The organism is Candidatus Eisenbacteria bacterium (assembly GCA_035712145.1).
Lineage (GTDB): Bacteria > Eisenbacteria > RBG-16-71-46 > RBG-16-71-46 > RBG-16-71-46 > DASTBI01.
On sequence record DASTBI010000180.1, the window covers coordinates 1 to 14,202 of the forward strand.

Here is a 14,202-nt window from a genome sequence, read left to right on the forward strand (position 1 = left end):
TTCGGCATGACGTGGGACCCGAGTGGCGGCGCGCCAGTGTCGCAGTTCGGGTGGCACTTCGAGAAACAGACGTCATCGGGAAGGAGCGGGCCCAGTTTCGTCTTCGAGACCGTCCTGCTCGCCGGCGGCATCGAGAATGACCGAGTGATTCCGAACGCCACGTTCATCTTCGGCGTCCGCTTGCCGAACGGCGGAGAGCTCGGCGTGGGCCCGAGCTTCACGGTCAGTCCCAACGGCGCCAGCAGCGCGATCGTGGTGGCCTGCGGTCAGTCGTTCAAGGTCGGCGGCATTCGCGTGCCGATGAACTTCGCGGTCTCCCTGGATCGCGACGGACAGCGCATGTCGCTGGTGTCGGGATGGGCCATCCGTGACCGCTGATCCCCAAGTGGTCGGTTGCTCGCGGGTCTTTGGCGGGACCTGCGTCCATGAACGGACGTTGGGTTGAGCTCAAGCTCATCGTGCGGCGTGGGAGTGCTTGTCGCGGTACATGGCCCGGTCGGCCTTGGCGAGGCATTTAGGGAGTGATTGGCCCCGCTGGGCAGTTGCGACGCCGATCGAGAAACTGAGCGCCGGTCCATTCGTCGCGGCATTGTGCTTGGCGAGCAGCCGTCGCAGGCGATCGGCGGCAGCGGCCGCACCATGGTGTCCGACCGAGGGCAGCAGCACCGCGAATTCGTCTCCGCCCACTCGGGCGATCGTGTCCTCGGCCCGGAAGGCCTGGATCAGCACCACGGCGCAACGCTTCAGCATCTCGTCCCCAGCCGCGTGGCCCGAGTGATCGTTGATCTGCTTCAACGAGTCCACATCCAAGGCCACGATGCTGACGGGGAACTGGCGGCCTTGTGCCAGACGCGACATCCGCTCCTCGAAGAGATGCCGATTGGAGAGGCCGGTGAGGACATCGTGTCCGGAAAGGTAGCGGAGCTCCTCCTCGGTTTTTCGGCGTTCCGTGACGTCGCGCACGATCGCGATCGTGAGCCGGCCGAAGTCGCCGACGAGGGGGCTGAGAGCGATCTCCGCCGGGAACTCGCTGCCGTCCTTCCGCCGGGCGAGCAGCTCGAGCTCGGTGCCCATCGGGCGAACCGCGGGCGCCACCTCGTACGCCGAACGGTGTTGGACGTGTGCGGCGCGGAGACGCTCCGGGACCAGGACCTCGATCCACCGGCCGCGGAGCTCGTCGCATGAGTACCCGAGCATCTTCTCGGCCTGGGCGTTGACCATCACGATCCGACCCTTGGCGTCGGCGACGACGATGGCATCTGGAGCCGCCTCGAACAACGCGAGGCAGAAATCGCGAGAACCAATCGGGTCCTGGATCTTGTCCATGGCGTCCGCACGGCGCAGAAGAACGCGCCGCGGATCTTCACCCCCCGCGCTGCTCAGGATGAGGACTCCCCGTGTGCGCAGGCGGCCAGGATACCCCCGGGGACGCCTCCGTGCAGCCCCAACCGGCCACCCCCCTCGATGCTTCGCGATGAACCCGAACTTCCCTGTCACCTGCCGCCGAACACGCGCATGAGTGCCCCGCGCAGCCGATCCCATCGCCCTGCAGAAGTGGCTGGCACAGCGTGAGCATCTCCCGGGCCCGGAGTAGCCTGGTGCCCCGTGACGTGGTCGAGGCGGATCCTGAAGTAGATAGGAATGATTGGCTCGGTGGGGTCGCGGTGGACGCGGGCTGCCCAAGCCGTGCAAGACGGTTCAAACCACACAGGATGAATGGTCTTGAGGAGCTGCCAGGCACGTTCCCGCTCGTCATGGGATCCCTGCTCATCATCCCTTTGGCTATCACCGCTGTCGGGCGGACGCTCTCGGAACGGGAGGCGCGGAACGTCGTTCGCTGCGGATTCTGGCAACTCTTCGTATCGCCCGATTCCGATGACGCTCGTCCATTGGTCGCCGGCGACGATCTCGTCCACCTCGACGCAGACCCGCGGGTTGGCCCGCATCCACTCGACCTTCTGGCCAGGGAACGTAAAGCCGTACAGAATCCCGAGCACTTCATCGAAGGCGAAGTAAACGGGAACGACGTAAGGTTGGTTCTCCAGCGCGCAAGCCAACCTCGCCAACCTCGCCCTCGCCAGGATCCGGAAGCACTGTTCCCTGCTCATCTCACGGATCAGCATGACCCACCTGCATCGGTCATGGCCTCGGCCCACCTGGAGGCCCGAAGTCATGGACCAGGTCACTCCGCCGCGTCCCCGGTCGCAGTAACCCCCAGCAGAAGTCGCCCAGCCTGATGGCTCCGGACCGCATCAGGCGTGCCATCGCTGCGACGACGGCGATTCCGGAGGTCGATGCACGAGAAGAGGAACAGCAGCCAGTAGTTACGTCGAAGTGGCTCTCCTCGGCGGAAGTAGAATCAAGAGGATGCTCGCTCGACTGACCTGTCACTCTGACAGCCACGCCGAGCTGCCGCTCTTCGCGCGCGCGATGGTCATGCGGGCGGGGCCCGACGAGCGGAACCGATGGTCGGCCGATCCCCGATGGCCTCTTGAACTCGGGCCGCACCACACTTCTCGGTTATGGGTGCAGCCGATCCGGCGAACGCCATGGTTCGAGGCCCTCGCGTGCCATCCAGGGCACCAACGCCAGAGCGGCCATAGGGTCCGCCCACCACCACCCGAGCGTCGCGTTCAGCAGTAGCCCGGCCAGCGTGGTCAGCGAGAACCAGGCGCATGCGATGGTCTGTTTCGCCTCGATGCGAAGAGCGTCGCTCGAAAGGCGCCGGGCGAGCCGCAGCTTGCTCCACCCCAGCAGCGGCATCACGAGCGCCGCGGTCGCGGTCAGTATGATTCCCGCGAGGCTCTTGTCGGGATGGATGCCCGATCCAAGCAGTCGTCGGCCGGACTCGACCGCTACGGTTGCGGCGAGCAGGACGAGCAGCGCTCCTGCTGCCCGGGCGGCGCGCCGCTCGAGGGTCCGGAGCTCCGGCCCGCCGACACCTCGCAGCTCTTTGCGGAGCCGGGAGCCTACGATGCCGCCGCTCAAGGCCTCGATCAGCGAATCGAATCCGTAGGCGATGAGGACGAGCGAGCCCGCGGCCAGGCCGGAAGCCACGGCGACCAGGCACTCCACGACGTTCCACGCAACGGTGAGGTTTTCCAGCGCGACTCCGCGCCTCAGGGCCCGTTCTCGGATCGATTCGCCCGGCGCCGATCGCGCCACCGGGTGATCCGGGCCTGCCTCGTGCGACGCGGGAACCTCAATCATGCGACGACCGCCTTCCAAACGGGCCGCTGGTCCAGTCGCGGTATCCGAATCTGCGAAGCAGCTCACCGCACGTGAACGATCCTCTTGAAGTCGACCCGCGCGCCCGCCTGGAGCTTACACAAGTAGACGCACGCCGCAGGGATCCAGCGCGAAGATCGATATTATGCGGTCCCGCCTCCAGCCGTCGATGGGAGAGGAGCGTCGATATCTTGCGCCCGAAGACGTCTCCTCCCGTGGGTAGTTCGGTTTCGGGCTATCGGACGTGAAGAGAGCAAGACGGCGGCTTCGGCACGGGCTGCCGCCGGTGGCCATGAGCCCGAATCTGGGCCGAACGTTGAGCGTTCATTTCCGAGGTCGACCATGTCCGAGATTGCTATGGATTGCGGCGAACGTCGCTTCAGCGTGAGGCGCCTGCTGGTTCCTTGGGCGCTGGCAACGAGCCTGGCGCTCGTCAGCATCCCCCGTCCTGCCGACTCGCAGACCGAGAAGATCGCGTTCGTTTCGGCGCGCGATGGCAACTCCGAGATCTACACGGTCAACGTCGACGGCACCGGCCTGGCTCGCTTGACGAACAACGCGGGCAGAGACGAGTTCCCGACCTGGTCCCCGGATCGTCAGCACATCGCGTTCCAGAGTAAACGCACCGGCAGCTTCGAGATCTATGTGATGAACGCGGACGGCTCCAACGTGGTACAGCGCACGTTCTCCGCCACTGGCAGCGAACACCCGACTTGGTCACCCGACGGCAACACGATTGCTTATGAGACGGTCGAGAATGGCAGCTTGAACATCTGGAAGGTGGGTGCGTGGTCCGGGAGCTCATCTCTCTTGTTCTCGGCGCCGGGCTGGGACGGCCAGCCGGATTGGTCGCCGACCAGTGCGCGGCTCGCGTTATCAAGTGATTTTGTCGCCTATGACTTTTCGTGGGACATCTACGTGGTGAACGCGGATGGATCTGGCTTCACCCGTCTGACCAACGGCAACATCTTCGATCGCATCGATTATCTGCAGCCAGCATGGGCCCCAAATGGGACGAGACTCTCGCTCGCGATCGTTCAGAGGATCGGCCTCGACGGGTCCGTCACGAGACTTGGCGTCATGAACGAGGACGGCTCGAGTCTGACGATTCTGGGCCTAGCGGCGTTCGAGACGCGGAGCTCATGGTCGCCGGATGGCCAACGGATCGTCTACACGTCGCCGACGATGGATGTCGTTTGGACTCAGGCCGACGGCAGCGCATCGGGCACCATCATCACGAATGGCTGGAACGCCGAATGGCAACCCCCGCTCGGTGCGACCAGCGTGGGGGACATTGGACGGCAACAGGCCAGCGTTCCGCGGGTGCTCACGAGCCCGACCCGAGGGCCGGTGCGCTTCGCAGTTGGAACGCACAACCCGGGCGACGCGTTGGACATCTACGACGTGAGCGGCAGACTTGTCGGCCATGTGCATCTGGGGGCGAGCTCGGAGTCACGGGTGGTGGCGTGGGACTGGCATCAGGATGGATGCCGTCCGGGCATGTACTTTGCCCGCTTGCGTTCAGCTTCAGATCCTTCTCGGACGGCGCGGTTCGTGATCTTGCGCTGATATGAACGTGGAGCCCGGATTGCGGTAGACGTCATTCTTGCCAGGCGCCCGCTGGGTTATGGGTGTTGGTACGAAGGCCCGATCCGTTATCGTTCAATCCATGCTTCGCCCAGGCAACGGCCCCGTCCTCGAATCGATCCGTGTCAACGCGCGTTACACGGTCACCCGAGAGCTGGGCCGTGGCGGGATGGCGGTGGTGTACCTGGCCCGCGATCTCAAACACGACCGCCCGGTCGCGATCAAGGTCCTGCACCCGGAGATCGTCTTCGGCGAAGCTGCCCAACGTTTCCTGCTCGAGATCCAGATCCTGGCGCGGCTCCAGCACCCTCACATCCTCCCCTTGCTCGACTCCGGCGCCACCGAGGAGATGCCATCGCGGCCGTTCTACGTGATGCCGTACGTGGACGGCGAGAGCTTGCGGCAGCGGCTCGCCCGCGAGGGCCCGCTTCCGGTCGCGGACGCACTGCGGCTGGTCCGAGAGGTCGGTGAGGCGCTGCACTACGCCCATGGCCAAGGGCTGATTCATCGCGACGTGAAGCCCGAGAACGTCCTGCTGTCGCAAGGCCACGCACTGGTCGCGGACTTCGGCATCGCCCGCGCGGCGGGCCTCGCGGCCGGCGGCCCGCTGACTCGAACGGGCTTCAGCATGGGGACCCCCGCCTATATGAGTCCCGAGCAGGCCGGAGGCGACCGCGAGGTCGACGCCCGGTCCGATCAATACAGCCTCGCCTGTCTTCTCTACGAGCTGCTCGCGGGTCAGCCGCCCTTTACCGGGCCCGACGTGCTCGCGGTGATGTCGCGGCAGATCCTCGACCCGGTGCCGCCGCTCACGACGCTTCGCCCCGGCGTGCCGGCCACCGTCCGAGTGGCTACCGAACGCGCGTTGTCCAAGATCCCCGCGGACCGGTTCGGGAACGTTCTGGAGTTCCTGGCGGCCCTCGAGGCTCCCGAGACGCCCGCGGCCCCGCCGAAGAAAGCAATCGTCGTGCTGCCGTTCGCCAATATGAGTCCCGATCCAGACAACGCTTACTTCGCCGACGGTCTGATGGAAGAGGTGATCGCCGACCTCTCACGGGTCCGAGCGCTCACCGTCATCTCCCGGACCTCGTCCGTCAAGCTCAAGGACACAGGCTGGGACCTCCGGCGCATCGGGCGGGAGCTCAACGTCCGCTACGCGCTCGAGGGCAGCGTGCGCCGCGCGGGTTCCACGCTTCGGATCACGGCTCAGCTGATCGACGTCGAGACCGATGGCCACCTGTGGGCCGAGAAGTACTCCGGCACGGTCGACGACGTGTTCGACCTGCAGGAGAAGCTGTCGCGCCAGATCGTGGAAGCACTGCAGATCACCCTGTCACCACCGGAGAATCGCGAGATCGCGGAGCGGCCCATCGCGGATATCCGCGCCTTCGAGTACTACCAGCGCGCGCGGCAGGAGTACTACCGGTACACCGCCGAAGGGATGGTGGCGGCTCGAGCCCTCGCGGAGCACGGGCTCGCCGTCGTCGGCCCCCATGAGGCGCTCTACGGAATCCTGGGCACGGTGTACGCCTGGTCGCCCACCTTGCTGGTCGGCGACGAGGAGACGACCCTTCGGGAAGCGGAGGACTGCGCCCGGCGCGCATTCGAGCTGAAGCCAGACTCGGCGTGGGGGCTCTCGATCATGGGACAGGTCGCCTATCGCCGTGGCCAGGCCGGAGAGGCCGTTCGGCTGCTGAGCCGGGCCTGCGCCGTCGAGCCCAACAATCCGGATGCGATGCACCAGCTCGGCGGAGCGTATCTGCTGGGCGGGCGCATCGGTCCCATGCGGGAGGTCCTGACCCGGCTCGTCGAGCTGGACCCGCTGAAGGCCAGCAATCACTGCCTGCTCGGGCTGAGTTACTCGCTGGGCGGCGACCCCTCGGCGGCGATCCCCACACACCGCCGGGCGGTCGAGCTCGATCCACGGAGCACCATCTGCCGGGTCTGCGCGGCCGTTGCATTCGCGGCTGCGGGGCGGGAGAGCAGTGCCGAGGCCATGAGCCAATTCGAGTGGCTGGAGCACCAGCTACCGGACGATCCCCTGGCGATGGTCGCGGTCCGTTTCTGGCGCGCGCTGACCGGCGACCGAACGGCTGTGCAGTCGAGCCCGAGCGCGGCGGAGCGCGCCATGGCGGAGTCGGATGAGTACTGGGCCTACCTGATGGCGGGGGCCTACGCTCTGGTGGGGGAGACGGACCAGGCCATGAGCTGGCTGGAGCATGCGGTGAATGCTCGGGGCTGGGTCGACTACGTCTACTTCACCCAACACGACCGTTTCCTCGAGAGCCTTCGCCCGACTGGGCGCTTCCAGGAGTTGATGGCCTCTGCGCGGAAGCGGTACGAGCGATTCGCGGATGACGGCTCTCCCACGCCGCAGCCCTCCTTGCACCCCCGGCACTAGCTCAGGACCGGAACTCGAATGAGATCATCGGGTGACGGGAGTGGACATCTCGCCGACTGGCTACCGACACACGATGAACTTCTTCATGTCGAGCAGAGCACCTGACTGAAGTCGGCACCAGTAGAGGCCGGGTCGCAACCGCCGCGAATCGAGCGTGAGCTCGTGAGCTCCGGGTGGAAGGGGCGCGTTGCTCAACAGCGTCTCGACTTCGCGGCCCTGGAGGTCGTGAATGGCCAAGTTCACGACTCCGGAAGCCGGAAGGCGGAAGCGGAGCCGAGCGAAGGAGACGGCGGGATTGGGAGAGACCATTTCCAGCAAAGCGGAGCGCCTCGGCAACTCAGTGTCGGGCACGGCGAGGACCACGTTTCCAAGACCGACGATTCCGCTCGCGGGGGTGTAGCGGATGCTGGTGAATTCTCCACCTGCGTAGACCGTGCCCGCGTTCAGGGTCAGCGCATTGGGTGCACTTGTGGCGTTGGGGTTCCACGACGGGTCGACCGAGCCGGTGGTCGCGTCCAGCGCCGCAAGCCGGTTGCGTGGCTGACCCCCGATGGTCGTGAAGAACCCCCCCGCGTACACCGTGCCTCCCTCCACGGCGAGCACATTGACCTGGCCGCTCGCCCCCGGGTTCCAGCCGGAGGCCAAGCCGGTATTGGCATCGACCGTGGCGAGCCGGTTACGCATCTGACCGCCGATCGACGTGAAGAGTCCACCCACATAGACCGTGCTTCCATCGACCTCGAGAGCGAGGACCTGATTGTTGGGAGCGGGGTTCCAGCTCGTGGCCAGCCCCGTCGTCGCGTCGATTGCCGCGAGCCGGGTGCGAGCCTGGCCTCCAATTGACGTGAACGATCCGGCCGCAAACACGGTATTGCCGCTCACCCTCAACCGATTCACGGTGCTGGTGGCGTTCGGATTCCAGCTCGTGGCGAGCCCGGTCGCGAGATCGAGCCCTGCGAGTCGCTCGCGCGGCTGCCCGCCGATGGTCGAGAAGCTGCCCCCGGCGTACAGCGTTCCGTTACCGACCGCGAGTGCGTTGACCGTGCTGCTCGGGTTGGGATTCCATCCCGCCGCGGCGAGACCCGTGGTCGCATCGAGCGCCGCCAGGAAGTTTCTCGTCTGTCCACCGACGGTGGAGAAGTTGCCGCCGACGTAGACCGTGCTGCCGCTCACGACCAGAGCTTCGACCGCGCCGTTGGAATTCGGATTCCACGCGTTCACTTCACCCGTCGTCAGATCCAACGCCGCGAGCCGATTTCTCGTCTGCCATGTTCCAATACTCGCGAACGTCCCGCCCAGGAAGAGTCCCTGGGTTCCGAGGACCATGGCGTTGACTGGGTTGTTGGGTCTGGGATTCCAACTGGTGGCGAGTCCGGTCGTCACGTCGACGGCTCCGGCGAAGGAACGAATCTGCCCACCGATGCTATTGATGAATCCCGCGGCGTAGAGGGTCGACCCGGTCAGGACCAGAGACGTCACGGCGCCGCTCGGACTCGGATTCCAGCCCGTGGCAAGGCCGGTCGACGCATCGAGGGCCGCGAGACCGATCCGCGTCTGACCACCAATCGTGGTGAAGTTGCCGGCGGCGTACACCGTCGGACCATCGGGAAGCAGCAGGCTCACGGTGGCGCTTGCATTGGGATCCCACGAGGTGGCAAGGCCGGTCACGGGATCCAGAGCCGCGATCCGATTGCGCATCTGACCGCCGATCGAGGTGAACATGCCGCCGGCGTAGATCACGCCTCCATGAACGGCAATGGCGTTGACCGTGCTGTTGGCCCCTGGATTCCACGACGTCGCGAGCCCGCTCGAGGCATCGAGCGCCGCGATCCGGCTGCGTGCCTGGCCTCCGATGGTGATGAACGTGCCACCCACGTACACCGTCGATCCGCTCGCGGCCAGAGCCGTCACCTGCGCGTTGGGGTTGGGAATCCAGGCCGTGGCCGAGCCCGTCGTCCCGTCCACGGCCCCGAGCAGATCCCGAGGCTGACCCCCGAGGGTCGTGAAGAATCCGGCCGCATACACCGTATTGCCGCTCACGGCGAGCACCCTCACGGCGTTGTCCACGTCGGGATTCCAGGGCGCGAGGGTTCCATCCGCCCGGATGTGAGCGAGGTTCGTCCTCGGCACACCACCCACCGCATTGAAGAACCCGCCGATGTACCAGCCTCCGGCGCCGTCGGGGGCCACTGCATGGATCTGTCCCGCGACTTTGGGGAACCCAGGCAGCGCCGAGCCGGTCGTAGCGTCGACCGGAACTCCCGTTCCCGAGGCCCGTCCCACCGCGGTGAACGACCCCGCGATGTACAAGGTATTTCCAGAGACGGCCTGGGCGAAGACGGACCCGTTGGTCACGTGGAGCTCCTGCCGAACGCTCTGGGCGCCGGCCACTTCAGCAAAGATCAGCGCACCGCACACCCATGGGGCCAGGCGCACCACGGCCAAGGAACGAGCTGGGACGCCTGGTCGAAACCGGCCCACGTGGTGATCGATCTCGTGGCTCACTTGGCCTCCGGGCGGTGGTTGTCGAAGCGCTGGACCGCGATCCGCAATGGTCCTCATTAGTCTACGTCCCAGTGCTAAGAGTGCATCGCCGTTTCTGCTCGCTGGTTCTTCCAGAAACTGGACGAGGGCGTGCGGCCGAACCCAACGATTGGAGGGGGTCTCCACGTGGCGTTCGCGCTGCCGACGCGAGCCGCCGCCCGGTTGGAGCTGCTGCGCGTGAGCGGGCGGCGAGTGCTGGCGCGCGAGGTCGGCTCATTGGGTGTGGGGCGACACACGGTGAATCTCGCCGCGGTCCGCAGTGTGGCGCCCGGTCTCTACTGGGTGCGGTTGACCCAGGGCGCGAACCGGCAGACGACGCGGGTGGCAGTGATCGAGTAGCTCGATACACGGCAGAGATTCGCGCGGCGCCCCGAGGACTCCGTTCCTTCGGGGCGCCGACGATGTTCCTGTGGCGGCGGTGCGTGCCTTTGGCGACGGGTCCAAGTCGGACCCATGATAGGTTCCGAGCAACAGCCCCCGCCCAGCACGCCAGGGGTTGAGAGTCCTGGAGCCCGCATGAACAAAGATCCCAAGACCATCGTTCGCGAAGGCTACGATCGTGCCTCATATGCCTATCGCGGTGACGAGTTCACGTCCCCGCGCTCCGGGTACGCCCACTGGTTGTCGCGGCTGACGCGCACCCTTGCGGCGGGAAGTCGGGTCCTGGACCTCGGGTGCGGCTGCGGCGTTCCAGCGAGCCGCGAGCTCGCCCGTCGTTATCGCGTGACGGGTGTGGACATCTCGCCGGTGCAGATCGCGCGGGCGCGCCGCCTGGTGCCAAGCGCGCAATTTCTGTGCGCCGACATGGCTGCAGTCGAGTTCGAGCCGCAATCCTTCGACGCCGCGATCGCCTTTTACTCGCTCATCAACCTGCCCTTGCCCGAGCAATCCGTGGTGATCGAGCGCGTGTCCGGTTGGCTGGCGCCCGGCGGCCGGCTGCTCGCGATCGTGGGCAAGCTGGCATCGACCCGGATCGAGCCGAACTTTCGCGGCGTGAGTGGCGCGGCCATGTACTGGAGCCACGCCGATGTGAAGACTTACCGTGACTGGTTCGAGCAAGCCGGATTCGTGATCGAGGCGGAGGGTTCCGAACCCCGCAACGGGGAACCGGGCTACGCGGTCCTCATCGGTCGCCGGGACGAATTGGGCCGCTGAGTCAGCCGTAGCAATCCCTAGCGAACAGAACTACGCACGTCGATCAGCGAGATAGGCTTTCACCACCAGGAAGGGACTCGTGTGGTAAAGCCTGGCCATATTCGCGAGCAGCGGCGTGGATGCCTGCGCTGTTCCACACTCGATTTCGCTCAGAGTGTCTTCTTGGATACCGAGGCTTCCAGCGGCTGCGGACGACGATAGCTCCGCATTGACCCGCAGCTTCGCCAGCTCGTTCCCGAGCGGGCGCGCCTTGTCCGTGTCCGGCACTTCGCGCGGTGGCATGCCGTTGAGATTAGTCGATCGTCCTGGTCCCAGACAGAGTATGATCGCCGCAGACATGGTGGGGATCGGTCGCCTCCCGCGCACACCGTGTACGTCCCCCAGAGACGTTTCGCCGCTGCCCGACCCGCGCGACCGCTCGAGGATTCTCGCATGGCTCTTCGTCGCGCTTGCGGCGTTTTTTCGCGTCTTTCCTCTTCCTCGTTGGAAACTCAGTGCGGGCTGCGATCCACGATCTCGGCGCTCCGTGGCCACTTGGGGGCGCTTGGGTTGTGGGCATGCGTGTGCCTGGCGGTGGCGTGGCCCGCGCCCGCGCGGGCGCAATTCACGGTGGGGGTCAAACTCGACTACGCCGCCGGCAATAACCCTTACTCGTGTGAGCTCGGGGATCTGAATGCCGATGGCATCCCCGATCTGGTGGTCAGCAACCAGACCGCCAACACGGTATCGGTGCTGCTAGGCAGCGGCGGTGGCGGATTCGGGGCCAAGACCACCTTCGCGACCGGGAACGCTCCCTACGGGGTCGCGATCGGTGACCTGAACGCTGACGCGAAACCGGATCTGGTGGTGGTGAATGCCAACGATTTCACCGTGTCCGTGCTGCTGGGCAATGGGGCCGGTGGGTTCGGCGCCAAGACCGACTTCGCAACCGGGGCGGGGCCCAACACCGTGTCGATCGGGGACGTGAGCGGCGATGGAAAGCCCGACCTCGTGGTGTCGTGCTACTCCTCGAGCTCGGTGTCGGTGCTGCTGGGCAACGGCAGCGGTGGATTCGCGCCACGGACCGACTTCGCAACCGGAACCAACTGCGTCTCGGTCGCGATCGGATACTTCAATGGCGACGGGAAGCCGGACCTGGTGGCCGCGAACTTCAACGCCAGCTCGGTCTCGGTCCTCATGGGGGACGGCGCCGGTGGGTTCGGCACCAAGACCGACTATGCGGTCGGGACGAATCCTCGGTGGGTGAGTGCTGGCGACGTGAACAGCGACGGCGTGCCCGACCTGGCTGTGGCCAACCAGGGCTCGGCAACCGTGTCGGTGCTCCTGAACAACGGAGGTGGGGGATTCGGGGCGAAGACCGACTTCGCGACCGGCAACGATCCGCGCTGGAACGGCATCGGGGACATGGACGGTGACGGTCGGCCCGATCTCGTCGTGGCGAACTTCCTTTCCCACAACGTCTCGGTGCTGCAGGGCAACGGCGCGGGTGAGTTCGCTGCCAAGTTGGATTTCGCGAGCGGCAACAATCCCGAGTGGGGCGCGATCGGGGACGTGAACGGCGACGGCAAGCTCGACGTGGTGACCGCGAACTACGGCTCCAACACGGCGTCAGTTCTGCTCGCCGCGCCGATGGTGGGACAGCGCATCAATCTTCCAGTCGCGTCCGCCGGCGGGATCGCGATGGCCGACCTGAACGGCGACGGCCTCGCCGACATCGGGGCCACGAATAACGCCACCAACACAGTCTCGGTTTGTCTCACGACGGCCACCGGGTTCGGCGCATGGACGGGGTACTCCACCGGAAACGGACCGAATGCCGTGGCGTTCGGAGATGCGAACGGTGATGCCAATCTCGACATGGTCGTCACCAACGGGAGCGACGCGACGATGTCGTCCTACGTCAATCAAGGGGACGGGACGTTCGGGCCGCGATCCGACGCCGGAACGCCGACCACCCCGCTGAACATGGTGTTCGGGACCTTCGTGGAGGGCGGCAGCGCACCGTTGGTCATGAGCCCCAGCCGGGTGACCCTGATGATGTCGAACGGCGACGGTACCTATCAAAGCGATGGGGGTGCCGGCGCCTTCAACTATCTCACCGGAAGCATGCCTCGGACGATCGCCGTCGGCGACGTGACGGGCGACGGGCACACCGACTTCGTCACGGGGAACGCCACCAACGTGAGCGTGTTGCCTTACGTCCTGCTGATTCCCCATCCGGCGCGGACCGATTTCACCCCTCCCGGTACGGGCCCCTATGGCGTGGCGCTCGGCGATCTGAACGGGGATGGCAAGCCGGACCTGGCGGTCACGACCCACTCTCGCACCGTGCTGGTCTATCTCAACACCGGCACCGGATTCGGCACGACACCGACCACTTACGCACTGCCGGCGAACACCCAGGTCGGCACCGCCATCCCATTGCCGATCAGAATGAGAGACCTGACGGGTGACGGCCGGCTGGACCTGGCCGTGGCCAGCAGGGCGGACAGCTCGGGCTTTTCCGTGGGGCAGTTGAGCGAGTTCCTGGGCGACGGCGTGGGCGGGTTCGGACCTCGCATCGACAGGCATGGATCGCTGTTTGGCATGGGGGATGTCGCGCTGGGTGATGTGAACGGGGACGGCCGCCCCGACCTCGCGTTCCCGGGCGTTTCCATCCTGCTCACACCTTCGCCAACGCGCACCGTGCTAGCCGCGGCGCCGAATCCGGTGACGCAGGGATCTTCGATCACGCTGACCGCCACGGTCCAGCCCACGCGCATCGTCCCTACCGCGCCGTCGGTCGGCACCGTGAGCTTCTTCGACGGGACCACGCTGCTCGGCTCCGCCCCGGTATCGTGGTCCGCATCGGGTAGCTCGCCGACTCTCTACACGGGCACCGCGACGTTGGCGCGTGCGATGAATCGTCCCGGGGTGCGGTCGTTGTCGGCGATCTACAGCGGTGACGGCCGGCGCGCCGGCAGCATCGCACCCTTGGTCGCTGAGGTGGTGCAGCCCTTGCCCGTGTCGGTGCCGGGTGGCTCGCCGGTGGCGTTCGGCCTCGCACAGCTGCCCAATCCGGCGCGCGGTGGCCGCGTGTCCGTTCGCTTTACACTCTCGAGCGGTACGCCCGCCGTGCTCGGACTCTTCGACCTCAACGGTCGTCGACTTGCCGCGCACGACGTCGGCAAGCTCGGAGCGGGCGCTCACACGCTGGAGCTTTCGGAACGACCGATCACGCCGGGGATCTACTTCGTATGCCTCAAGCAGGGCCCCAACGTGTCAACGGCACGCGTGGCTGTTCTGAA

General features: G+C 66.1%; 10 protein-coding genes. 6 read left to right on the plus strand and 4 right to left on the minus strand.

Translation table 11 applies throughout. The annotated features are described in order from the left end of the window. The coding region (locus VFQ05_12195; GenBank protein ID HET9327525.1) for a hypothetical protein at nucleotides 1-378 on the plus strand (378 nt) is incomplete at its 5' end. Nucleotides 379-453: 75 nt separating this feature from the next. Here the strand turns inward: VFQ05_12195 and VFQ05_12200 are convergent. The 3 genes from VFQ05_12200 to VFQ05_12210 all read right to left on the minus strand — a co-directional run bounded on the left by VFQ05_12200 (nucleotide 454) and on the right by VFQ05_12210 (nucleotide 3,210). Then, complete coding sequence (locus tag VFQ05_12200; protein HET9327526.1) at nucleotides 454-1,326, minus strand: GGDEF domain-containing protein; 873 nt, start codon at nucleotides 1,324-1,326, stop codon at nucleotides 454-456. A 167-nt stretch (nucleotides 1,327-1,493) separates the two neighbouring features. Beyond that, entirely contained in the window at nucleotides 1,494-2,123 is a 630-nt protein-coding gene (locus VFQ05_12205) for a pyridoxamine 5'-phosphate oxidase family protein (GenBank protein ID HET9327527.1), read from the minus strand. 397 nt (nucleotides 2,124-2,520) lie between these two features. After that, nucleotides 2,521-3,210: a cation transporter gene (locus VFQ05_12210; protein HET9327528.1), complete on the minus strand. Its 690-nt coding sequence runs from the start codon at nucleotides 3,208-3,210 to the stop codon at nucleotides 2,521-2,523. A gap of 360 nt (nucleotides 3,211-3,570) precedes the next feature. On the opposite strand from VFQ05_12210, the gene VFQ05_12215 reads away from it, so the two are divergent. Further along, nucleotides 3,571-4,797 carry a hypothetical protein gene (locus VFQ05_12215; protein HET9327529.1) on the plus strand — a complete coding sequence of 409 codons (1,227 nt, stop codon included), beginning with the start codon at nucleotides 3,571-3,573 and terminating at the stop codon, nucleotides 4,795-4,797. A 100-nt stretch (nucleotides 4,798-4,897) separates the two neighbouring features. Beyond that, the gene (locus tag VFQ05_12220) at nucleotides 4,898-7,216 is read left to right on the plus strand and encodes a protein kinase (GenBank protein HET9327530.1); all 2,319 of its coding nucleotides are present in this window, start codon (nucleotides 4,898-4,900) and stop codon (nucleotides 7,214-7,216) included. 60 nt (nucleotides 7,217-7,276) lie between these two features. On the opposite strand, the gene VFQ05_12225 is transcribed toward VFQ05_12220, so the two are convergent. Next, nucleotides 7,277-9,721 (minus strand): hypothetical protein, encoded by a 2,445-nt coding sequence (locus VFQ05_12225; protein ID HET9327531.1) that lies wholly within the window; start codon nucleotides 9,719-9,721, stop codon nucleotides 7,277-7,279. A gap of 129 nt (nucleotides 9,722-9,850) precedes the next feature. Here VFQ05_12225 and VFQ05_12230 point away from each other — a divergent pair, with 129 nt between their 5' ends. From VFQ05_12230 to VFQ05_12240, 3 genes are all read left to right on the plus strand, one after another. Continuing rightward, nucleotides 9,851-10,099: a T9SS type A sorting domain-containing protein gene (locus VFQ05_12230; GenBank protein ID HET9327532.1), complete on the plus strand. Its 249-nt coding sequence runs from the start codon at nucleotides 9,851-9,853 to the stop codon at nucleotides 10,097-10,099. Between the two features lie 177 nt (nucleotides 10,100-10,276). Continuing rightward, nucleotides 10,277-10,915 (plus strand): class I SAM-dependent methyltransferase, encoded by a 639-nt coding sequence (locus VFQ05_12235; protein ID HET9327533.1) that lies wholly within the window; start codon nucleotides 10,277-10,279, stop codon nucleotides 10,913-10,915. A 561-nt stretch (nucleotides 10,916-11,476) separates the two neighbouring features. Next, nucleotides 11,477-14,202 (plus strand): FG-GAP-like repeat-containing protein (locus VFQ05_12240; protein ID HET9327534.1); only part of this gene is annotated, 2,726 nt, incomplete at its 3' end.